The sequence below is a fragment of the Roseivirga seohaensis genome, from assembly GCF_001592945.1.
GTDB lineage: Bacteria > Bacteroidota > Bacteroidia > Cytophagales > Cyclobacteriaceae > Roseivirga > Roseivirga seohaensis.
Window position 1 is genome coordinate 116,584 of sequence record NZ_LRPB01000046.1, and the last position, 22,562, is coordinate 139,145.

Consider the following 22,562-nt stretch of genomic DNA (forward strand, 5'->3'; position numbering starts at 1 on the left):
CTTTCCTTAAAAAAAGAGAGGTGTTTTCTTTTTAATAATAACTCAACTTAAGCTCCTTCTTTAATCAACTGAAGCGCATCCATTCTTACACGTGAACTTTTTATCAACCTTGAAAGCATGGCTTGTTCATTCAGAGCTATTTGGATTTCTTCTGACCTAATATTTTTATTTTTCTCATGCAGTGAAGCCAACCTACCAATTTCGTGATTCATAGTTTGACTCATTTTTTTCAGCCCTTTTATAACTTCCTTCTCTCTATGTTCTTCCACCAATTCTGTGGCGCACTTTATCATATGAGGAAGAATAATATCTACCAAATACTCATTCTCCAGCAAATCATTCACTTGCCCTGGCCGTAATTGCTGATCGAACAATTCAACAGGGTATTCGTCTGTAACCTCCTCACCACTATGATCCACTACAATCCTCAAAGGTGTATTGGGAAGAAAACGATCTACGTTAATATTTTTACCTCCAGATGTTTCGAGTACAAAAAGCACTTCCAAAAGAATCATTGAATTCCCTGTTCCGCGAAGCACTCCGTAACTGGCGCCTCCCGTTCCTGAACTGAGCACCATATCTATGGCACCTGTAGCCATCGGGTGATCCCAACTGATAAAACTTACATCTTCCCTACTCAATGCGCGTTTCCGATCGAAGGTGATTGAAATCCCTTGGTCTGGAATGGAAGGAAATTGAACCGCATTGGATTGCTTCGGATGTAACAAATAAGTTCTTGACGCTAAATCTTCCGTATCAATTCCGAACTGCTCAAAAACTTGAATCATGTACTTTTCTAAGTCCATATCCAGGTCGGCAGCTTTAATCTGTTCTACCAGTTTTTCTGCAACTTTTGGCCTAAAAGAATTCATTTCAAGCAATCGATCCCGGCCTTTGGCCAGCATTTTCTTTAGCTTTTGATGATAAGCCGCGGTATCGGCAATCAGCGATTCAAGTTGGTAAGCCGAGGCTTCATTCGCAACAGACACTGTTACTTCCTTCAGGCGATTGTAAAACAGCTGCACCAGTTGATTTCCACCCTCCAAATTTTCTTCAAAAGCATTCAATCCTTCGTGAAACCATCGAACAAGCACTTCTTGCGGACTTCCCTTAAGGTATGGCACATGAATTTGGATATCTTCCAATTGCCCAATCCGATCCAAACGCCCAATTCTCTGTTCCAATAATTCAGGGTGAACCGGCAAATCGAAGAGAATGAGGTGATGTGCAAATTGAAAATTCCTTCCCTCGCTCCCTATTTCAGAACAAAGGAGTAAACGAGCACCATCGGGTTCAGCAAACCAAGCCGCATTTCTATCCCTTTGCACAATGGTAAGGTCTTCGTGAAAAACGGCCACTTTTATGCTACTGAGCTTTTTTAAAGCAGCTTCCAAGGCCAGTACTTTTTCTTCACTTCTACAAATCAGCACCGCTTTTGACGGTTTTAGTTGCTTCATCAGCTTCACCAACCAACTCACCCTGGGGTCTTCATTAAACCAAAACCTTTGCTTGACCGAAGCGGAGTCTGATGGCTCCATATCGAGTGTATATTCCTGTGATAAACGTTTTACCCACAGGTCATGCTCTTTTGCTGCTTGAAGAGGAATAAGGTGAACTTTTCGCTTCGGAAAACCACTCATGGCTGAACGTGTGTTTCTAAACACCACCCTTCCTGGGCCATGTTGGTCGAGCAAATCTTCGATAAGATGGTTCTTTGCTGCTTCGCTTCCTTTAGCAAAGGCATCCATTCTTTCTTTGCCAAACATCTGTTCCAATAATTGAAACTCAGCCGCCACTAAATCCTTGCCCGATGACAATTTCTCTACAATATTGGCAATAGCAGTATTGTCCTGCGATTCATTCTTAAAGGTATTATAGTCCGCATACCGCTCTGGATCAAGCAATCGAAGCCTTGCAAAATGACTCTCTACACCCAATTGTTCAGGTGTGGCCGTCAATAATAACAGGCCCTTTGCTACTTTGCTCAATAGCTCTACAATGGCGTACTCATGACTTACTTTATCAACAGACCATTCCAAATGATGAGCTTCATCCACCACCAGCATGTCCCAGTTGGCGGTTAGGGCCTGCCGAGCACGCTTTTTTGAACCCGCCACAAAAGAAGTGCTGCAAATAATCAATTGATCATCTAAGAACGGGTTCCCTTCTGGCGCACTTTCATCGAGCGAAGCGCAGCGCTCTTCGTCATAAATATGAAACCACAGGTTAAATCGTCTGAGCAGTTCTACAAACCATTGGTGTACCAATGAGTCGGGAACAAGGATTAACACCCTAGAAATTCGTCCGCTCAAGAGTAATCTATGCAAAATCAAACAGGCTTCAATTGTTTTACCAAGCCCTACTTGATCTGAAAGCAGCACACGCGGTGCATAGCGAGAACTGACCTCGTGGGCAATATATAACTGATGGGGAATAAGGTCGATTCGGCCACCCACAAAACCATTGATGGGCGAAATTCTTCTATGGTGGTCGTATTCTAATGTCTTTCTACGTAATGCGAATAATTGAGGGGTTTCAACATCTCCCATAAACAAGCGATCGTCAACCCCGTGCGTTACGGATACATCTCCAAGTTCTGCTTCCGAAAGGCTTCTATCTTTCCCTATATAGAGGAATAAATCACCTTTCTCCTCTACACGATCCACCAATAAGGGTTGCTGGTTCATATCCACGATGGTATCTCCAGGTTTGAAAACTACCCTACGCAATGGAGCATTTTCCATGGCATACTGTCGCGTTTCATCTGGTACAGGAAAATGAATCGTGACCCTCCCTTTGCTGGTTTCTGTAACGATTCCCACGCCTAGTTCAGGCTCTCCCTCACTTGTCCATCTTTGCTCTGGAAAGAAGTTTCCCATAGAATTATTCTTATTTGGTGAATGTTGAAATGGAGCAAGACCAAATGGATTTTCCTCTGGATTGCACCGCTCTCTTCTTACTCAGCAAAGTTGACGAACAAATTCAATATTGACTTACAAATGTTTAGGAAATGTGATTAGACTCATTGATCTGAAGGTCTCACTCAGACCAACATAAAAGCCCAAACCATACGCTTGAACTAGTGCTAGGCACTTAAGTCAAAAGCACATTAACTTAACTTTATAATTTAAAGATTTACCAAAGAATACAAATCAAATAATAATGACATTCGTTACATTAGCACTATGGAAGCAAAACTTAAAGAGCATTTAATTCAGATTGCGGATCAGCTTACACCGGAGTCAACTCTTGAAGATGTTTTTGAGCAACTTTCACTTCTTTCAGACATTGAAACCTCTGAGCAACAAGAAAAGGCGGGTGAAACGCTAAGCCACCGAGAAGTTAAAGAAGCCTCAAAAGCATGGCTTTTATAATCCCACCACAAATATCCTCCACCCATTTTATTAACCACCTCAGCATTCCTTCCTTTTTCTTGCCTCCGAAGCTTTCACTGGTGGACTGTAGCCTCTGGAGAAGAGCTCAGCGAAGTAGCAGAGAGGATTAGGGAGGTGATGGAATACAAAAAATCAGTAGATTGAGGGAAAATATTAGGAGAAGTGAACCAAAGCACATCTACTCTATTGCTACAAATAGTTTATGCATCATATTAACTAAAAATGAGATTCGGTAAAACAATAAAAATATTTCTTATTGACGGTGATCCAAATGGAAGAATGAGTTGTGAACTTTCCAACTGGTCTGGAAAAGCATATAAAATCCCAAGGATTAAAATCAAAGATTGCACAGACCGGGATGACTTAACAAGTACAGGCGTTTACTTGCTTTTTGGAAAAGATGATACTGGAAAAGACCAAGTCTATATTGGCGAGGCTGAATCAATTTTAAAACGACTTAACCAACAATTGAATCAGAAGGATTTTTGGAATGAAGCAATCATTTTTATCAGTAAAGACGAAAACTTAAACAAAGCGCATATAAAGTATTTAGAGAACCGTCTTCATGAAATTGCAAAATCCGCTAATCGCTATACTGTTGACAATTCAATTATTCCTACTCAATCCTCAATCTCAGAATCGGATCGTGCAGAAATGGAGGAATTTATTGAGTATATAAAAATGCTAGTAAACACTCTAGGACATAAAGTATTTGATGAAAAAAGGGATTTCAAACCAAAGAAAAAACAAGAGACTTTTTTTATCAAAGCAAACCGAGGTGCTGACGGACAAGGCGAGCCTACATCGGATGGTTTTGTTGTTTTTAAAGGTTCAAAAGCTGCCGGTTCAACAGTCAATTCGATGACTCAAAACTTTGTAAATCTTCGACAAAAATTAATTAACGAAGGGGTTCTCATGAACAAAGGTGAGTATTATGATTTCCCTGAAGATTATATTTTCAGTAGCCCTTCTACTGCTGCTTCAATTGTTTTGGGAAGGAATGCAAACGGGTTAACCGAATGGAAGTTATCAAATGGAAAGACTCTAAAAGAATTCGAATCAAATGAGAAATCAACTAAAGTATAAATCAGGCTTCGCCTTCTGGTCTTCGCGTCTCACTGAGACCAACATAACACAAAAAAGGCCCATTCCACAAACAGAATGAGCCTTTTGACTTTTAATTACTTTACTCCTTATTCACTCCTCAACTTTTCTGCAGGATTAGCGGTGGCTGCCTTGCGGGCATGATAACCCGTGGTAAGCACGGTGACTATCATAGTGCCTACCAAAACAGTAGCGAAGATTGTGAACCCCGGAGTTATATGAAATTGGAAATTTTCTAACCAATCCATCATAGAAAAATAGCCCAATACTGATGCTGGTATAGCAGCTATCACAATAAGAATTACAAAATCTTTAATAAGCAAGCTAATTAATCCTTGTGTATTAGCGCCAAGCACTTTTCTGATGCTAATTTCCTTAGAGCGTTGCTCGGCAGTGTACGAAGCCAAGCCCAATAAGCCCAAACAGGCTATCAAGATTGTCATGCCAGAAAAGCCCAAGAACAATTGACCACGGATTTTATCAGCCTCGTAACTCTTCATGAATTGCTCATCGATAAATACAGGTTCAAATGCTGTGTTTGGATATGTTCTTTCCCATGCTTCCCTGATATAAGCAACCGTAGGCGCCACATCACCTGTTATTTTAATTAATGCAGAAGGATTAATACGACCTGGGGTAAACATTAAAGCCGCAATTGGCTCGTACAGCGATTTTTGATGGAAGTCTTTGACCACACCCACAACTACGGCAGGAGGCAGAGACTCGTCTCCTGATATATTCACTTTTTTTCCAATCGGGTTAGTCCAATTCATTCTTCGAACCATGGCCTCGTTTACCATTACGGCCTGAGATGAGTCTGAAGGATAATCCAACGAAAAGTTTCTACCCTCAACCACATCAATACCTAGCGTAGGAAAGAAATCATAGTCAACCTGATAATGGTCTAATCCACGATTATCCATTGGCCCTTCTTCAGTCTCAATTGGCATTACGTTTTTAGCATAACCATTACCTGGAGTGGTGCTAGCAGATGCGATTCCACCTATATTGACATTTTGAGCAAGTTCATTTTTAAGAACATTCCATTTCTCTACATCGGCCCTACTTCTAAAGTCTATTTGCATCATCTGCTCTTTGTCGAAACCTAAATCTGTGTCCCTTAGAAATTGCATTTGACGATAAATAACCAAAGTACCGATCAACATAAAGATGGAAATGGAAAACTGAAGCGTCACCAAAAACTTCCTTAAGAATTTACTGCCAGATTTTCCGCCACCTCCTTTAAGCACAGCCGCTGGCTGAAATGAAGACAAAAAGAATGCGGGGTAACAACCACCCAAAACCCCTGTAATAAATATAATACCGATAACCGCCAATATCACATTGGTGTTAAGCAATGCCTCTATAGCCAAATTAGTACCCACAATGCTATTTATTGCTGGAACCACAGCCATCATTACCAAGATGCTTAAGATTAAAGAAATTATTGTAATAAGAATTGATTCAGTTAAAAACTGACCTATTAGACCGCCTCTTTGAGCACCCATTACTTTTCTTAAACCAACTTCCATCGACCTTTTGGCCGACCGTGCCGTGGCCATGTTCATATAATTGATACTGGCAATAACGATAAGGAAAATGGCTATTGCCGTGAAAATTTGAACATATTCCATATTGCCTACCGCCACGGGCTCTCCTTCAAAGTCGGACGTTAAATGGATATCTTTTAACGGAACTGGTATCATTTTAACCTTGATATTAAGCGGGTCAAAAATTGGAGCAATATATTTGGCAACAGTCTCATCAAGCTTCACCTGTAAAGCTTCTTGCGTCACACCTTCATTCACTAAAACATAGGAAAAAACACCCCAGCCTCCCCAGCTGCCATCTCCATCTGGGAAGATCATCTTCCAAGAAACCAGTGCTTCGGCAATAAGGTGAGAAGTTTGAGGCATGTCTTTGTAAACCCCAGTAACTTGTAAGGAAATCTCCCTATTCCCATCACTTCTAATTGTTTTACCAATGGGGTCTTCATTCTTGAATATTTTTTTGGCCATGGACTGATTGATGACAATCGAATTTGGAGCCTCTAGTGCAGTTTTAGGATTTCCTGCTACAAATTCAAAATCAAATACTTCAAAAATTGTTGAATCCGCAGCGTATACATTATCTTGATAATAGTCTACTTGATTATAGTCGAATCGCCTGCCTCCTTGACCACTGATACCAGACAATCGAGTGGCCTGTACTACCTCTGGATTTTCATTTTTAATTGTAAATGCAGCAGACCTTGTCATAATGGCCCACTTAAATGAATTGTCAGGTTCCTTAATTTCAGTTGAAAGACGATAAATCCGATCACCCTTAGAGTGCTGCTTATCGAAACTCGTTTCATGAAAGATGTATAGAAGAATTATTAAACTAGAGGCAATACCAACGGTGAGTCCAATAATATTGAGTGCCGTGTAGCCGGGTTGTCTAAGCAGGCTGCGGAAAGCAACCTTAATGTAATTTTTAAGCATGTGTGTTGTTTTTAGATTTGAGAATCTGATTAAAAAAAATTGACCGCTATAAATGTAATAAAAATACGTAATGCCTTACGTAGAAATTATAGCTATTTTAAAACCCATTCAAAAACTCTTCGGATTAATGATTCATTCCATTGCTCTCTGAGAGCATCATTAAGTTTTCGCACCTATGAACATCTGCCGATTATTAACCACCAAAGCATTCCCTGCTTAAAGAGGGTTAGGGAGGTGACAAAGCGGTAAAATTTAGTAGATTGAAGAAAAAATGACTCCAGAATACGGTGAAGAAATTTATGAAATCCTATCTAAGTTAATTGGATTAAAATTCAAGGCGCAAATAAAAGACAGCGGAATTCAACTCAAGAAAATTTATAGAATCACTGATCTAGAAACTAGATCAGAATACTACTCTATAATTATAGATAATGAGCATATAAACTTTAAGAGTAAGGCTGAATTCATAAAAGGTTTCATATTACTTCTAGAAGACAACATTAATGAATTTCATAGAAGGTTTGAAGAATTGCAAAAAACAAGAAAAAATAGATGGACAGATGAAAATCAAATTTTCATGGAACACGATGAAATTGGATACTATAGCTATAAACAATCCAAATTATTAAACAAAATGAGAGAGTTTGAGAAATAGAACCCACCGGTCTCATTCTCGGTGAAACCAAAAAAGTCCAAGTGAGACACATGGACTAGTTGAGGCTTAGTATTATGCGGACAGAGTCCTAGAAATCATAGTGGGTCACAGGTTTGGAAAACCTGCGACAGTAGCTAAGGGCATTAACAGAAACTTGAACTCAATCCTTCTTCAAAATCACTTTCTGATTCTCGGTAATCGCATCCACCATACGCACATAACTTACACGCTCTCCAGTTTCAATCGACTCGTAAAAAAATACCAGTTCTTCCAATACCACTTTACAATCACCCAAATCATAGCGCAACGAGGTCACTATATCGCCTTCGTTGATGGGATTGCTATTCAGATCGAGCAGTTTTGGCGCCTGCTTTTCTTTGGGCTTCTTTTTAAATAAACCGAACATAAATTTCTATTCAATGATTAAATATAATGGCTCTTGCCCAAAGGGCACGAATAATCTCGAAAATGATTTCTTCAAGGGCGAAAAACACTATTTTTGCACACTTTAGATATTAGAAACGGTTAAGCGGCAATGGCAGATTATAATCACAAGCATATAGAACCTAAATGGCAGGCATTCTGGAACGAAAACCAAACGTTCAAAGCCACAGTAGACAAGAGCAAACCTAAGTTTTACTCGCTCGACATGTTCCCCTACCCTTCGGGCGCTGGGCTTCATGTGGGTCATCCGCTGGGCTATATCGCTTCCGATATCGTTTCTAGGTTCAAAAGAAACAAGGGCTTTAACGTATTGCACCCTATGGGCTTCGATGCCTTTGGTTTACCTGCCGAGCAATATGCCATTCAAACGGGGCAGCACCCCGCCATTACCACCAAAGAAAACATCGACCGCTACAAAGAGCAGTTGAAGAACATCGGTTTTTCATTTGATTGGGACAAAGAAATTCAAACCTGCGACCCTGCGTACTACAAATGGACGCAGTGGATTTTCCTTAGAATTTTCAACAGTTGGTACAACAAAGCCACCGAAAAGGCCGAAACCATCGACCAATTGGTAGCTACTTTTAGCCAATCGGGCAATGTAAATGTAAATGCCGCTTGCGATGAAGACACACCGTCTTTTTCAGCATACGAATGGAATGCTTGGTCGGAAGAAGAGCAGCAGCGCATGTTGCTCAAATACAGACTCACTTACCTTTCTGAAACCTCAGTAAACTGGTGTCCCGAACTGAAAACCGTATTGTCTAACGATGAAGTAAAAGATGGTTTTTCGGAACGCGGTGGCCACCCCGTAGTAAAGAAAAAAATGAAGCAATGGAGCATGCGCATTACTGCCTATGCTCAAAGATTGCTCGAAGGTTTGGACAATCTTGATTGGCCTGAACCATTGAAAGAAATGCAGCGCAACTGGATTGGCAAGTCCATCGGTGCCGAATTGGCTTTCCCTGTAGTTGGTCATGATTTGAAAATCAATGTGTTCACCACCCGTATCGATACGATTTTCGGGGTGACATTCCTTTCTTTAGCGCCAGAAAGCGAAATGGTGGCCGAATTGACCACAGAAGACCAAAAAGAAGCGGTGGCTGCTTATGTAGAAACGGCCAAAAACCGTTCGGAACGCGACAGAATGAGTGATGTAAAAACGATCTCAGGCGTATTTACGGGCAGTTATGCCACCAATCCGTTCAACGGAGAAAAAATTCAGATCTGGATTGCCGATTACGTTTTGGCGGGTTATGGTACTGGTGCAGTAATGGCCGTGCCTTGTGGCGACCAGCGCGATTACGACTTTGCAAAGCACTTCGATTTACCGATTGTTCCAGTAATTGAAGGCGCAGACATCAGAAGAAAGGCTGACCCAACCAAGGAAGGCGTAATGATGAATTCTGGCTTTTTGAATGGTTTGAACTGTAAAGACGCAATTGCCAAAGCCATTGAGTTTGCAGAAGAAAAAGGAATTGGAAAAGGCAAAATCAATTTCAGAATTAGAGATGCCATTTTCGCACGTCAAAGGTATTGGGGCGAACCTGTACCTGTCTATTTCAAAAACGACATTCCTTATTTGGTTGACGAGGCCGACTTGCCGATTATTCTACCCGAAATTGATAAATATTTACCTACGGAAGATGGCGATCCGCCATTGGCCAGGGCCGAAAACTTCAATTATACGCCAAAAGGCGAAACAGAAGCTTATCCGCTAGAAATGAGCACCATGCCGGGTTGGGCAGGCTCAAGCTGGTATTGGTATCGCTATATGGACGCCAAAAACGATACGGCTTTTGTAGACAAAGACATTCAAGAATATTGGGAGAATGTGGACTTGTACATTGGTGGTTCTGAACACGCCACAGGTCACTTGCTGTATTCTCGTTTCTGGAATAAAATCATGTTCGATTTAGGCATTGTCAACCAACAAGAGCCTTTCAAGAAATTGATCAACCAAGGGATGATTCAGGGGGTTAGCGCTTTCCTCTTCAGAACAAATATATTTCTATCGGGAAAAGGTTTCAATGATGATAATCAGCCCGAAAGACCATTTGTGTACCTAACTAAAAACCAATTTCAGCAAGCACTAAGTAATAACCCCGAATACAAAGCTAATCTGAACAAGCTAGCTACTCAGATATTTCCGCCAAACATCAAGGATCAAATTGAAAATGGTGAGGTAAAAGTTCATAGTAGTCTTGGTGAGCTACGCATAGATATACAACACGTTAATTCAAATGACCAATTGAACATTTCTAGTCTCCTGAATGATTCAAAATTCTTATTCAATCAGGAAAATGTTGGAATTAAAGGTTGTGTTTTCTTAAAAGAAAATTGGGAAATAATTAACCCAGAGAAGGATACGTTCACTGTTCATAGAGAAGTTGAGAAAATGTCTAAGTCCAAGTTTAATGTCATAAACCCAGACGATATTATTGAGCGTTACGGTGCCGACACGCTTCGTCTGTATGAGATGTTCCTTGGGCCTTTGGAGCAATTCAAACCTTGGAATACCAATGGCATTGATGGCGTTTCCAAATTCTTGAAAAAGCTTTGGAGACTCTTCCATAATCAAGAAGGCGAGTTTATGGTAAGCGATGAAGCGCCAAGCAAAGCGGAGTTGAAAGTGCTTCACAAAACCATCAAAAAAGCGGAAGAAGACATTGAGCGTTATTCGTTCAATACTTCTGTCAGTAGCTTTATGATTTGCGTAAATGAGCTTACCGCATTGAACTGCAATAACCGTCAGGTATTGGCTGATTTAGTCGTGTTGATTTCGCCTTACGCGCCACACATTACTGAAGAGCTTTGGAGCTTATTGGGTAATGAAGGCAGTATTGTAAATGCGCCTTACCCTGTTCTAAATGAAGAGTTTTTAGTCGAAGACGAGCATGAATACCCGATTGCCATTAATGGTAAAATGAGGGTGAAAATGAGTTTCGCAGTAGACAAGCCTAATGCTGAAATTCAAGCCGAAGTACTCGCCAACGAAAACGTTCAAAAATGGCTCGAAGGCAAAACCCCTAAAAAGGTAATCGTAGTGCCAAAGAAGATTGTGAATATCGTCATCTAGTACCGAGTAGATGGTATTGAGTATTGAGAAAAAAGCCTGATTCGAAAGAGTTAGGTTTTTTTTTGGTTTCTAACCCCAAAGCACGCAAAGGAACGCAAAGCTTAAATCAGAATCGTCACTGCGAACACTTACGCCTTAGCTTCAGCGTTGGCGCAGAAGCAGGCCATGCGACAGCAATGGGCTGTAACGAAGCAGTCTCAATTATGGGAGAAGTGAAATTGCTTCACGTTTTCTTATCCACTTCTATACACATATATAGGTTCGCAATGACTACAAAAATAACCGTCACTCTGAGGTGAGCCTTTTTAAGCGAAACCGAAAGAGTCTGTCAAATCAAACCACAAAGCACGCAAAGGAACGCAAAGCTTAAATCAGAATCGTCACTGCGAGGCACAGGCCATGCGATAGCAATAGGCTGTAACGAAGCTGTCTCAATTATGGAAGAAATGAGATTGCTTCACGTTTACTTATCCACTTCGATTGACATTTATAGGTTCGCAATGACTACAAAAATGACCGTCACTCTGAGGTGAGCATTTTTAAGCGAAACCGAAAGAGTCTGTCAAATCAAACCGCAAAGCACGCAAAGGAACGCAAAGCTTAAATCAGAATCGTCACTGCGAGGCACAGGCCATGCGATAGCAATGGGCTGTAACGAAGCAGTCTCAATTGCAGAAAAAGTGAGATTGCTTCACGTTTTCTTATCCACTTCGATTGACATTTATAGGTTCGCAATGACTACAAAAATGACCGTCACTCTGAGGTGAGCCTTTTTAAGCGAAACCGAAAGAGTCTGTCAAATAGAACAACAAATCCTAACTCCCAACCCCACTCCTAATTTCTTCCAACATCTCCAAAATCGTTTTTTTAACGAGGTCAGATTCATTCCAAGGCAAAAAGTGGTTTTGCTTGGGCAGCATAATAATTTTATGAGGTGCGTTAACCAAAACGCTATCTGCAAAAGGCCCATTTCCTGGGTGAACAAGATCATCGGCTTCACCTTGAATTACAACACTAGGCATTTTAACATCCTTCCAAAGCGGCATCATTAACTCAAGTTCCTCTCTTAAGAAAATAAGTTCTTCGTTAGAGATTCTAAATATTTTAGGGAAAATTCCTTCAATAATTGGCCAACGCATTGGTACCCTAAACCAATCCTCGTGCGGTTCTAATTCAGCAGAAAGCGCTGGTGCTAGCATAATAATGCCATCTACCAGCTCTGGATAATCCATGGCCATTCTGGCTACAATAGGCCCTCCCAATGAGTGACCGATCAGAATTCTTGGCGCTGGGTATTTCTCCAAAATAGGTGCTAAATATTTGGCTTGGGTTTCTAGTGAAGCCACTGGTTTACCATAGCTCGACTTCCCAAAACCTGGCCTATCGGGAGATACTATTACCGCTTTATTATAAAGCGCGCTATCAACAAAATAATCAATGAAGGCATCCCAAGAACCGGGCGTGCCGTGTATAAATACGAATGTCGCAGGTTGTTTTAGGTCCAACACTTTATAGTGCATTTCATAGTCGTCAACCGTATAAGTATCGCTGACTGGTTTTACAGGCTGGTCTTCAAAAAATTTGACCACCTCTTTATCGCTTTTGGAAAAGCTAATACAACCGCTTACTATTTGAGAAACAGCTATAATAAGCACCACGCTTGAAAAGCAACCAATTCTCACTCTTTTAAACCACTTCGATTTCTTTTTCATAAGCATTTGAAACATACCATAAAAAAACCACTCCCTACCGGAAGTGGTTTTAAAATTTATGAAATAGTTTCTGTTATCTTAAGAAAAGCATTTCTCTGTATTTCAATAAAGGCCAATCCTCATCGTCAACCAAAAGTTCAAGTTTATCCACTGCATTGCGAATTTCATCAAAGTACTTTCCTTTAATTCTATCACAATACGCAATTGCTCTATCTCTAGATTCTTCGATATGGTTCACCTCGCCTCGCTCATCATTCATGGCATTAACCTTGGTTTGAATGGTTTGAATGTAACCGTTCACCTTTGTTATTACCGCCATAATATGAGAATTATCGAGACCCAAACTTGCAAGCTTACTTGCATTATCCATTAGTCTGCTTTGGTAATCAACAGCTGCAGGAAGAATCATATTCATTGCAATCTCACCCATTAGTCTGGCTTCAATCTGCAATTTCAGAATATAGTTTTCTAATTGAATCTCATTTCTGGCTTCAAGCTCAACCGCATTCATCACCTTAAATTCCTCAAACATTTTGATGGAATCTTCAGCAACATAAGCATCTAGAGCTCTTGCTGTATCTTTCACATTTGGAAGACCTCTTTTCTTTGCCTCTTCTGCCCATTCTTCAGAGTATCCGTCACCTTCAAATAAAACAGACTTAGATTCTTTAATGTACTTTCTCAGTATATTAACTATCGCAATTTTCTTGTCCTCACCTTTGCCAATCAACTTGCTTACCTCATTGTAGAACTCTTTTAATTGATTTGCTACAATTAGGTTCAGCACAGTCATTGGCTCTGCCACATTTTGGTCAGATCCAACAGCTCTAAACTCAAACTTATTTCCTGTAAAGGCGAAAGGAGAAGTCCTGTTTCTATCGGTATTATCAAGTATGATTTGAGGTATTTTATCGATCCCCAATTTCATATACATGTTATCGCCTTTGTCAACTTTAACGTTTCCGTTGTTCTCCAATTCTTGTAAAACTGAAGTAAGTTCAGAACCAATAAATACCGACATAATAGCTGGAGGAGCCTCATTCGCACCTAATCTATGATCGTTACCAGCAGAAGCAATACTGGCCCTCAGCATTCCTGGGTGCTCGTGAATAGCCTTGATAGTGGTTACTAAGAAGGTTAAAAACTGCAAGTTTTCTCTAGCGCTAGAGCTTGGCTGAAACACGTTTACACCAGTACCTGTGATAAGCGACCAGTTATTGTGTTTTCCAGAACCGTTAAGTCCAGCAAATGGCTTTTCGTGGAAAATAACCTTTAGGTCATGTCTTTCAGCAACACGATCCATCACATCCATCATCAATGAATTGTGATCAGTTGCTATGTTAATATCTTCGTATAATGGAGCTACTTCAAACTGAGCTGGAGCCACCTCGTTGTGACGGGTCATTACAGGAATTCCCAATTTCAACGACTCAATTTCAAAGTCTTTCATGAAATTGTAAACACGGCTTGGAATAGCACCAAAATAATGATCATCTAACTGTTGCCCTCTTGCTGGGTGGTGACCGAAAATTGTTCTTCCGCTCATTACCAAGTCAGGGCGCGCATTGAATAACGCTTTATCGATTACAAAGTATTCTTGCTCAACCCCCAATGAAACACTAACGTTAGTTACATTTCTATCGAAAAGCTGACAAACTTTAGTAGCTGCTTTATCAACCGCCTCTACTGCCTTTAATAAAGGCACTTTATGGTCTAGGGCTTCACCTGTATAAGAAACAAAGATGGTTGGAATACATAAAGTTCTACCCCAAATGAATATCGGAGAAGTAGGATCCCAAGCAGTATAACCGCGTGCTTCAAAAGTACTTCTGATTCCGCCATTCGGGAAAGAAGAAGCATCAGGTTCTTGTTGAATCAACGCACTGCCTTTCAACACTTCTATTCCTTTTTGGGCATCAAAGAATGAATCATGCTTTTCAGCAGTCGATCCTGTTAAAGGCTGAAACCAGTGTGTGTAATGGGTAGTCCCCTTAGAAAGGGCCCAAGTTTTAACCGCAGAAGCTACCTCGCTGGCAGTTTCTAGGTCTATTTTCTTTCCTTTCTTTATTACCGCTTCAACTTTCTTGAACGTTTCTGGAGTCAAAGTTGACCTCATTTTCTCAAGTGTGAATACATCATCGGCAAAGAAATCTGAAATTTTGTCTGCAGGGGCGAAAACGCGCTCTGTAGTTCTTGTTTGAACGATATTAAGCGCTCGTTGACGTTGATTTAACATACGATAGAACTGATTGGTTAAAATTTACACCCAAAACTAAGTGAATTACAGCAAATAATTCAGAAACAGGGTGATTTTTTACCCTACTTTTTCCAAAAAAACGAAAAACCCCTTAAAATCAGGTGCAACAAAGTATTTTCAACTTCAAAGTCCAAAGCATAACCTGAAACAGACTCACTTCAAGCTTAATACTTCTGAATACTAAGTTAAATGCTTAGATTTGCAGCCCGAAATGAGAAAAGTAGCATTTTATACATTAGGCTGTAAGCTGAATTTTTCAGAAACGTCCACCATTTCCCGTCAGTTTGCTGAAAAGGGTTATCAAAAGGTAGAATTTTCTGAAACACCCGATATTTTCATTATTAACACCTGTTCGGTAACTGATAATGCAGATAAAAAGTGCGCGAAGATTGTTCGCGAAGCTCAAAACATAAACCCCAACGGTTATGTAGCTATTATTGGCTGCTACGCACAACTAAAACCTAAAGAAATTTCGGAAATCCCAGGTGTAGATGCAGTTTTAGGTGCTGCGGAAAAATTCAGACTGATTGAATTACTGGATGGCTTTGTAAAGCCAGAAAACACTCAGGTATTAGCTTCTGAAATTAAAGAAGCGACAGCCTTTAATAATGCTTACTCTATTAATGACAGAACACGTACTTTCTTAAAAGTACAAGACGGCTGCAATTATCATTGTGCATTTTGTACCATTCCTTTGGCGCGCGGCAAAAGCAGAAGCGACAGTGTGGAGAATATTTTGAATTCGGCACGAGAAATTGCTGCTTCAGAAGTGAAAGAGGTAGTACTTACTGGTGTAAACATTGGCGATTTCGGAATTCAAGACGGAAAAAGAACTGAACGTTTTGTAGACTTGGTAAAAGCCATTGATGAAGTAGAAGGCATTGACCGAATTCGAATCTCTTCCATCGAGCCCAATTTGCTTACCAACGAAATCATTGAATTTACTTCAACCTCAAAACGTTTTGTACCTCACTTCCACATTCCGTTGCAATCGGGGAATAACAAAACGCTCAGAAGAATGCGTAGACGCTATTTGAGGGAGTTGTACGAGGATAGAATCAACAAAATCAAGCAACTGATGCCCAATTGCTGTATTGGTGTGGATGTTATAGTTGGTTTTCCGGGCGAAACGCATGAGGACTTTTTAGATACCTACAACTTCTTAAACGAGTTAAACATTTCTTACCTCCACGTTTTCACTTATTCAGAAAGGGCTAATACCGCTGCACCAGAAATGGAAGGACGAGTTCCTTTAAATGAAAGAAAAGAGCGCTCGAAAATGCTTCGAATTCTTTCAGAGAAAAAGAAACAACAATTCTATAGAGAGAATCTGGGTTCTACTGCAACTGTTCTTTTTGAAAATGATATTGAGAACGGTATGATGCACGGTTTTACTGAAAACTATGTGCGCGTTTCCGCTAAATATGACCCGATGCTCATCAATGAGCTAAAAACGGTTACACTAAAGTCTATCAATGAAAACGGAACTGTTGATGTAGAAGAACCAGAAATGGTTTTTGAAAAGCATTAAAACTCCTTCTTCTCAATAAATTTAGATATCTGCATGAAAATCTAGAATTAGTAAGGTATATCTTACACTTCATCTCAAACCCTTCACCCCAAGTCTCCTACCACTTACCCTCATCGAGGAACCCAAACGTATTTTTTACGAAAACCAACATGTCACTAAACTCAAAAAAACATGGCAAGCGGATTAGGTTTCATATTAGATGCGAACAACAGAATGATGAATAATAGGGCTCTACTGAACAGAGGAGGCTCTTTTAACATCCAGTCAGCAAACAAATTCATCCAACCCTCTGGGCGCAAATACACTTTCAAAAAGCTGAGTGCTCTAGGGTCAACAAAAATCAGAACACAAATTCAGCAAGAGCAGTTAGAAGAAAGAAAAAGAACACTACTTCTAATCACACTCAGCACAGCGGCATCGCTTTTACTCTTCTGGGGAGGTTATGAATTTCTGAATTTTATCTTCTAAGAATACTAAAAATAGTCGCAGTACATAAAGTCTGCGGCTTCCATTTTTTATACAAGCGCCTAATTTTATACAGAAATATTTTTCATATTTGAATTAGCACCGAATGTTCAACCGCTAATTCTTAACCATGAAAAAAATACTTCGATACATTCTTCTCTTCATTCTTTTTGCATTTGTTGTTATTCAATTTATCAATCGCCCTGAAAAAATAAGTGAGCCAGTTACTGATAACGACATCATTCTTTCCCTCAATATAGATGATGAAATTGCAGCCATGCTTAAAACTTCTTGTTATGATTGCCACTCAGACCAGCCTCGTTACCCTTGGTATTCAAACGTTGCTCCTTTAAGTTGGTGGATTGGCGATCATATTGAACACGGAAGAGACGAATTAAACTTTTCATTATGGGGTACTTATACTGCCCGTAGGCGTGACCATAAATTAGAGGAAGTAGTCGAGTTGGTTGAAAAGCGTGAAATGCCACTACCTAACTACCTCCCAATGCACAAAGATGCCGAACTTTCTGACGAGCAAATTGAAAAGCTCAGAAATTGGGCAAATGCAGAAAGGGCCAACATTGCCGCAGAAACAGAAAATTAAACAACCATTATTCAATAAAAAAGGGAAGGCTTTACCATGTGGCAAAGCCTTCCCTTTTACTTTAAAGCCATTTTACGGCTTATACATCCTTATTAATATAATTCTGGAAATTTAACTGGATCTACCTCATTCATTAAAGCATAAGCAGTATCGAAAACAGTTTCAACGCTTGGTTTAGAGAAATAATCTCCATCAGAAGCATATGCTGGCCTGTGCTCTTTTGCTGCAATGGTTACTGGCTGAGAATCTAAATGGAAGTAAGCACCTTGCTCCTCTACTACTTTCTGCATCATGTAAGCCGAAGCACCTCCAGGCACATCTTCATCAGCAAAAATCACCCTATTAGTTTTCTTAATTGAATCCACTATTGAATGATGAACATCAAAAGGAAGTAAAGTCTGAACATCGATCACCTCTACTGAAATTCCAATCTCCTCTAGTTCTTCGGCAGCCTGCATTACAATTCTACACATTGAACCGTATGTAACAATAGTCATATCGGTACCCTCCTTCAATACTTCAGGTATACCCAAAGGCAAAGTGAACTCACCAATATTATTTGGAATTCGTTCTTTCAGGCGGTAACCATTCAAACATTCAATAATCAATGCTGGTTCATCCGCTTTCAGCATGGTATTATAGAACCCAGCTGCTTGCGTCATATTTCGAGGCACTAACACATGAATTCCGCGTAAGCTGCTCAAAATCATCCCCATTGGCGACCCTGAATGCCAAACACCTTCAAGCCTATGCCCTCTTGTTCTAATAATCAATGGTGCCTTCTGGCCACCAGCAGTTCTGTATTGAAGAGAGGCTAGGTCATCAGAAAGAATCTGAATAGCATAGAGTAAGTAATCCAAATACTGAATTTCGGTAATTGGCCTTAAGCCCCTAAGTGCCGCGCCAATTCCTTGTCCAATAATGGTAGCTTCGCGAATACCAGTATCGGTAACTCTTAACTGTCCGTATTTATCTTGCAAGCCAGCAAAGGCCTGATTTACATCTCCGATTTTCCCTACATCTTCACCAATGGCAAAAACCCTAGGGTCGCGGGCTAAAGCGGCATCAAAACATGCTTGAAGCACTTCTCGACCATCTACCAATGGAGATTCATCTGAAAACTCTGCTTTAATTTCATCCACTTTTAAAGCTGACTTTGCAGACTCGCTTAAAAGATGTGAACTGAATCTTTCTTCGTTTTTCGCTAAGGTATTTTTAAGCCAAGCCGCTAACTCAGTTCTTGCTTCCGTATTTTCTGAACGAGTCAGCCTAAGCACTCTTTTAACCGCTTTGATCGAATCCAATCGAATTGGATTCATCGTTTTCTTTAGGTCAGATGCCGCTTGGTGTATTTCTCCGATGAAATTACTGTCTTCAGCACATTTCTCGATCGCTGCAATCGCTTCGTTTTGCTCGGCTTTTATGTCTTGCATAAAGGCATTCCATGCAGCAGTTTTTGCCGACTTCGCGCCTTCTTTGGCTTCTTTTTCTATTATATCTAAGTCTGCTTCTTGCGCCAATTCATTTTCTAGAATCCATTCCCTCATTTTTTTGAGGCAATCAAAATCAGCTTCCCACTGAAGCCTTTCCTTTGATTTATATCTTTCATGAGAACCAGAAGTAGAATGACCTTGAGGCTGTGTCATTTCAACCACATGAATAAAGGTAGGCACATGTTCTTCTCGCGCTATTTTGGCGGCCTTTTCAAAAGTTTCGACCAATGCCATATAATCCCAGCCTTTCACCACAAACACCTCAAAACCAGGTTTGTCTTTTGTGCGCTGTATTCCAGCTAAAAACTCAGATATACTTCCTTTTGTAGTGTGGTATTCTTTAGGTACTGAAATACCATATTCATCATCCCAAACAGACATCACCATTGGTACTTGCAGCACCCCAGCAGCGTTAATCGACTCAAAAAACGGACCTTCAGAGGTTGATGCGTTACCAATTGTTCCAAAGGCTACTTCATTTCCTGTTATCGAGAAATCAGAGAATTGATGTAAATCTTTATTTTGGCGATAGAGCTTTGAAGCATAAGCCAAACCCAAAAGTCTTGGCATTTGACCAGCAGTTGGAGAGATATCTGCACTGGAGTTTTTCATTTCCGTTTGCTTCTTCCATTCTCCATTTTCATCTAAAAGTCGAGTACCGAAGTGGCCGTTCATGGATCTTCCTCCACTCGCAGGTTCTGCTTCAACATCGGTATGAGCATACAACTGAGCGAAGTATTCCTGAACACTAAGCTGACCAATAGCAAACATAAAGGTTTGATCGCGGTAGTATCCTGAACGGAAATCTCCTTTTTTGAAAGCCTTGGCCATGGCAATTTGAGCTACCTCTTTACCATCACCAAAAATGCCAAATTTAGCTTTCCCCATGAAAACTTCCTTTCGCCCCATCAAACTCGCTTCTCTGCTTTCGCATGCCAAACGGTAATCGTTCAATATCTCTTCTACCCCTATGCTCAGTTTTTTATCTGTTTTAGTCGCTCCCAAGATCTTATATGTTAAATTTTTAAAGCACGTTTTACCCGAATGTGAACAAAAATACAATTTTACAGATACGAATCAAATTTGGCGTAAGCTAAATTACAAACGGAAATACAGAATAAAATATATTAAAATCAACAATTTCAATATATTATTTTGAATAAGTTGTTCGAACGAAATTTTATTCCTCATTAACCTTGAGATAAAATTTTTCATCAAAGTGACTATAAACCCCTAAATAAAAACCTTTTATATCAGCGGACTCTTTTTCCTCTGACTTTGCCATCGTTTGATGTCTAGCTTACTATATTTGCCGAGTAACATTAAAATTCAGATATCATGATCATTGGTGTACCAATCGAAATTAAAAACAATGAAAACAGGGTTGCTTTAACCCCGGGTGGTGCCTTAGAACTTATTAAGCGTGGTCACACGGTTTATGTTCAGGATAATGCGGGCTTCAATAGTGGTTTCCCAAATGAATTATACGAAAGTGTAGGGGCTAAAATATTGCCTACTATCGAAGCTGTATATGACATTGCGGAAATGATCATGAAGGTGAAGGAACCGATTGAAAGCGAATATAAATTGATCAAAGAAGATCAGTTGTTATTCACTTATTTCCACTTTGCTTCTTATGAGCCATTGACTAAAGCGATGATTGAAAATCGTTCAGTTTGTTTGGCTTACGAAACGGTTGAAAAAGCTGATCGCTCTTTACCTCTTTTGATTCCTATGTCGGAAGTAGCTGGTAGAATGGCTACCCAACAAGGCGCTAAATACCTTGAAAAACCTATTAAAGGTAAAGGTGTATTGCTTGGCGGTGTACCAGGTGTTAGCCCGGGTAGAGTGCTTGTTTTAGGCGGTGGAGTTGTTGGTACTCAAGCTGCTAAAATGGCTGCTGGTCTTGGTGCTCAAGTAACCATTATGGACATCAACCTTGACCGCTTGCGCTATTTGAACGATGTAATGCCTGCAAACGTGGTAACTCGCTATTCTAGTGAAGTAAACATTCGTGAGTTAATTCCGATCATGGATTTGATTATTGGTGCGGTATTAATTCCTGGTGCAAAAGCGCCTAACTTGATTACAAGAGACATGTTGAAAGACATGCAAAAAGGAACTGTTCTTGTTGACGTTGCGGTAGACCAAGGTGGTTGTATTGAAACATGTAGACCAACAACTCATGAGAATCCTACTTTCATTATTGACGATATTGTTCACTACTGTGTAGCTAACATGCCTGGTGCAGTACCTTACACTTCTACTGTGGCACTTACTAACGCAACCCTACCTTACGCTATTGAATTGGCAAATAAAGGATGGAAAAAAGCATGTAATGAAAACAGAGAGCTAGAATTAGGCTTAAACGTAATCAAAGGAGACGTGGTATATAAAGCTGTTGCTGAAGCCTTTGACTTACCTTATGTTGATGTTAAAAAACATTTGAACTAATAAAGATTTATTCTTTTATATAACAAAAAATGGCCGCTTTCAGTGGCCATTTTTTGTTTCTCCCATTCACCAAACTACAAGCCTTATTTACCACTAATAAAGAATTAAGAGAAAAATAATTTCAAACCCTTGCAACAATGTTGCACTTGCACTATCGTTGCATATATTGCATTCGAATTAGAACTGATCTTTAAGTATATTTAAAAATATAACGTTTAATAATTATGAAACTCACACGTATCAAGCTTTATTCCTTAGCCGTATTTGCAGCTATTTTGACTACAACGGCCTGTGGTTCTGACGATCCTGAACCAGTAAATGAAGAAGAATTAATCACCACTTTGAGGGTAACTTTTACAGGAACAGGACCTAACGAGGGTGAGGTAGTAACAGCTACTTTCAAAGACCTTGATGGCACAGGAGGAAATGATCCTGAAATTACCAACCCAGTAGAATTAGCCGCCAATGGCACTTACGATGTGAGTGTAGCTTTTCTAAATGAAGCAGAATCTCCTGCAGAAAACATTACTTTGGAAGTACAGGAAGAAGGTGATGAGCATCAAGTATTCTTTGTTGCCAACAATATCACCTTCACTTACCAATATGATGATCAGGACGTTAATTCGAAACCAATTGGTTTATCGGGTTCTGTTTTAGTTGGTGCAGCAGGTACAGGAACTTTACAAGTACTTCTTATTCACGAACCCAATAAAGATGCTACTGGAGTTAGCGGTGGCGACCCAACTAATGCTGGCGGAGAAACCGACATTAGCGTTACTTTTAACGTAACTATCCAGTAAAAGAATTAGTAATAGTTTTAGTTAGTTAGCAGTTATACACGTATCGATTTTTCAATCGGTACGTGTTTTTTTTATACCTGAATTAA

General features: G+C 40.0%; 15 protein-coding genes. 9 read left to right on the forward strand and 6 right to left on the reverse strand.

Annotation, left to right across the window (positions count from 1 at the left end):
• Positions 1-47 precede the first annotated feature (47 nt).
• The gene (rapA, locus tag AWW67_RS13360; protein ID WP_062302362.1) at positions 48-2,879 is read right to left on the reverse strand and encodes an RNA polymerase-associated protein RapA; all 2,832 of its coding nucleotides are present in this window, start codon (positions 2,877-2,879) and stop codon (positions 48-50) included.
• A gap of 306 nt (positions 2,880-3,185) precedes the next feature.
• On the opposite strand from rapA, the gene AWW67_RS13365 reads away from it, so the two are divergent.
• Both AWW67_RS13365 and AWW67_RS13370 read left to right on the forward strand, forming a co-directional pair.
• Entirely contained in the window at positions 3,186-3,374 is a 189-nt protein-coding gene (locus AWW67_RS13365) for a hypothetical protein (protein WP_062302363.1), read from the forward strand.
• A gap of 243 nt (positions 3,375-3,617) precedes the next feature.
• A complete protein-coding gene (locus AWW67_RS13370; RefSeq protein WP_062302364.1) occupies positions 3,618-4,481 on the forward strand; it encodes a GIY-YIG nuclease family protein in 864 nt (287 codons plus the stop codon).
• A 107-nt stretch (positions 4,482-4,588) separates the two neighbouring features.
• Here the strand turns inward: AWW67_RS13370 and AWW67_RS13375 are convergent, their stop codons facing one another.
• Positions 4,589-6,982: an ABC transporter permease gene (locus AWW67_RS13375; protein WP_062302365.1), complete on the reverse strand. Its 2,394-nt coding sequence runs from the start codon at positions 6,980-6,982 to the stop codon at positions 4,589-4,591.
• A 271-nt stretch (positions 6,983-7,253) separates the two neighbouring features.
• On the opposite strand from AWW67_RS13375, the gene AWW67_RS13380 reads away from it, so the two are divergent.
• Complete coding sequence (locus tag AWW67_RS13380; protein ID WP_062302366.1) at positions 7,254-7,637, forward strand: hypothetical protein; 384 nt, start codon at positions 7,254-7,256, stop codon at positions 7,635-7,637.
• A 160-nt stretch (positions 7,638-7,797) separates the two neighbouring features.
• Here the strand turns inward: AWW67_RS13380 and AWW67_RS13385 are convergent, their stop codons facing one another.
• On the reverse strand, positions 7,798-8,043 hold the full coding sequence (locus AWW67_RS13385; protein WP_053224249.1) for a hypothetical protein: 246 nt from the start codon (positions 8,041-8,043) through the stop codon (positions 7,798-7,800).
• A gap of 129 nt (positions 8,044-8,172) precedes the next feature.
• Here AWW67_RS13385 and AWW67_RS13390 point away from each other — a divergent pair, with 129 nt between their 5' ends.
• Positions 8,173-11,160: a leucine--tRNA ligase gene (locus tag AWW67_RS13390; protein ID WP_062302368.1), complete on the forward strand. Its 2,988-nt coding sequence runs from the start codon at positions 8,173-8,175 to the stop codon at positions 11,158-11,160.
• A gap of 815 nt (positions 11,161-11,975) precedes the next feature.
• On the opposite strand, the gene AWW67_RS13395 is transcribed toward AWW67_RS13390, so the two are convergent.
• Both AWW67_RS13395 and AWW67_RS13400 read right to left on the reverse strand, forming a co-directional pair.
• Positions 11,976-12,872, reverse strand: coding sequence for an alpha/beta fold hydrolase (locus tag AWW67_RS13395; protein ID WP_071387142.1), 897 nt, complete (start codon positions 12,870-12,872; stop codon positions 11,976-11,978).
• A 73-nt stretch (positions 12,873-12,945) separates the two neighbouring features.
• Positions 12,946-15,108: a glutamine synthetase III family protein gene (locus tag AWW67_RS13400; RefSeq protein WP_062302370.1), complete on the reverse strand. Its 2,163-nt coding sequence runs from the start codon at positions 15,106-15,108 to the stop codon at positions 12,946-12,948.
• Between the two features lie 232 nt (positions 15,109-15,340).
• On the opposite strand from AWW67_RS13400, the gene mtaB reads away from it, so the two are divergent.
• The 3 genes from mtaB to AWW67_RS13415 all read left to right on the forward strand — a co-directional run bounded on the left by mtaB (position 15,341) and on the right by AWW67_RS13415 (position 17,729).
• Positions 15,341-16,660 (forward strand): tRNA (N(6)-L-threonylcarbamoyladenosine(37)-C(2))-methylthiotransferase MtaB, encoded by a 1,320-nt coding sequence (gene mtaB / locus AWW67_RS13405; RefSeq protein WP_062302372.1) that lies wholly within the window; start codon positions 15,341-15,343, stop codon positions 16,658-16,660.
• 171 nt (positions 16,661-16,831) lie between these two features.
• The gene (locus tag AWW67_RS13410) at positions 16,832-17,128 is read left to right on the forward strand and encodes a hypothetical protein (RefSeq protein ID WP_062302373.1); all 297 of its coding nucleotides are present in this window, start codon (positions 16,832-16,834) and stop codon (positions 17,126-17,128) included.
• 127 nt (positions 17,129-17,255) lie between these two features.
• A complete protein-coding gene (locus AWW67_RS13415; RefSeq protein WP_053224255.1) occupies positions 17,256-17,729 on the forward strand; it encodes a heme-binding domain-containing protein in 474 nt (157 codons plus the stop codon).
• Between the two features lie 92 nt (positions 17,730-17,821).
• Here AWW67_RS13415 and AWW67_RS13420 read toward each other — a convergent pair whose 3' ends face one another.
• Entirely contained in the window at positions 17,822-20,227 is a 2,406-nt protein-coding gene (locus AWW67_RS13420) for an alpha-ketoacid dehydrogenase subunit alpha/beta (protein WP_062302374.1), read from the reverse strand.
• A gap of 333 nt (positions 20,228-20,560) precedes the next feature.
• On the opposite strand from AWW67_RS13420, the gene ald reads away from it, so the two are divergent.
• Positions 20,561-21,676, forward strand: coding sequence for an alanine dehydrogenase (ald, locus tag AWW67_RS13425; protein WP_062302376.1), 1,116 nt, complete (start codon positions 20,561-20,563; stop codon positions 21,674-21,676).
• Positions 21,677-21,900: 224 nt separating this feature from the next.
• Positions 21,901-22,476 carry a hypothetical protein gene (locus AWW67_RS13430; protein ID WP_062302377.1) on the forward strand — a complete coding sequence of 192 codons (576 nt, stop codon included), beginning with the start codon at positions 21,901-21,903 and terminating at the stop codon, positions 22,474-22,476.
• Positions 22,477-22,562 lie beyond the last annotated feature (86 nt).

Coding starts and splice junctions, on each gene's coding strand:
- AWW67_RS13415 (WP_053224255.1), top strand. CDS start 17,256: ATGAAAAAAATACTTCGATACATTCTTCTCTTCATTCTTTTTGCATTT.
- AWW67_RS13365 (WP_062302363.1), top strand. CDS start 3,186: ATGGAAGCAAAACTTAAAGAGCATTTAATTCAGATTGCGGATCAGCTT.
- AWW67_RS13385 (WP_053224249.1), bottom strand. CDS start 8,043: ATGTTCGGTTTATTTAAAAAGAAGCCCAAAGAAAAGCAGGCGCCAAAA.
- AWW67_RS13430 (WP_062302377.1), top strand. CDS start 21,901: ATGAAACTCACACGTATCAAGCTTTATTCCTTAGCCGTATTTGCAGCT.
- ald (WP_062302376.1), top strand. CDS start 20,561: ATGATCATTGGTGTACCAATCGAAATTAAAAACAATGAAAACAGGGTT.
- AWW67_RS13410 (WP_062302373.1), top strand. CDS start 16,832: ATGGCAAGCGGATTAGGTTTCATATTAGATGCGAACAACAGAATGATG.
- AWW67_RS13400 (WP_062302370.1), bottom strand. CDS start 15,108: ATGTTAAATCAACGTCAACGAGCGCTTAATATCGTTCAAACAAGAACT.
- AWW67_RS13375 (WP_062302365.1), bottom strand. CDS start 6,982: ATGCTTAAAAATTACATTAAGGTTGCTTTCCGCAGCCTGCTTAGACAA.
- AWW67_RS13395 (WP_071387142.1), bottom strand. CDS start 12,872: ATGAAAAAGAAATCGAAGTGGTTTAAAAGAGTGAGAATTGGTTGCTTT.
- AWW67_RS13380 (WP_062302366.1), top strand. CDS start 7,254: ATGACTCCAGAATACGGTGAAGAAATTTATGAAATCCTATCTAAGTTA.
- rapA (WP_062302362.1), bottom strand. CDS start 2,879: ATGGGAAACTTCTTTCCAGAGCAAAGATGGACAAGTGAGGGAGAGCCT.
- AWW67_RS13370 (WP_062302364.1), top strand. CDS start 3,618: ATGAGATTCGGTAAAACAATAAAAATATTTCTTATTGACGGTGATCCA.
- mtaB (WP_062302372.1), top strand. CDS start 15,341: ATGAGAAAAGTAGCATTTTATACATTAGGCTGTAAGCTGAATTTTTCA.
- AWW67_RS13390 (WP_062302368.1), top strand. CDS start 8,173: ATGGCAGATTATAATCACAAGCATATAGAACCTAAATGGCAGGCATTC.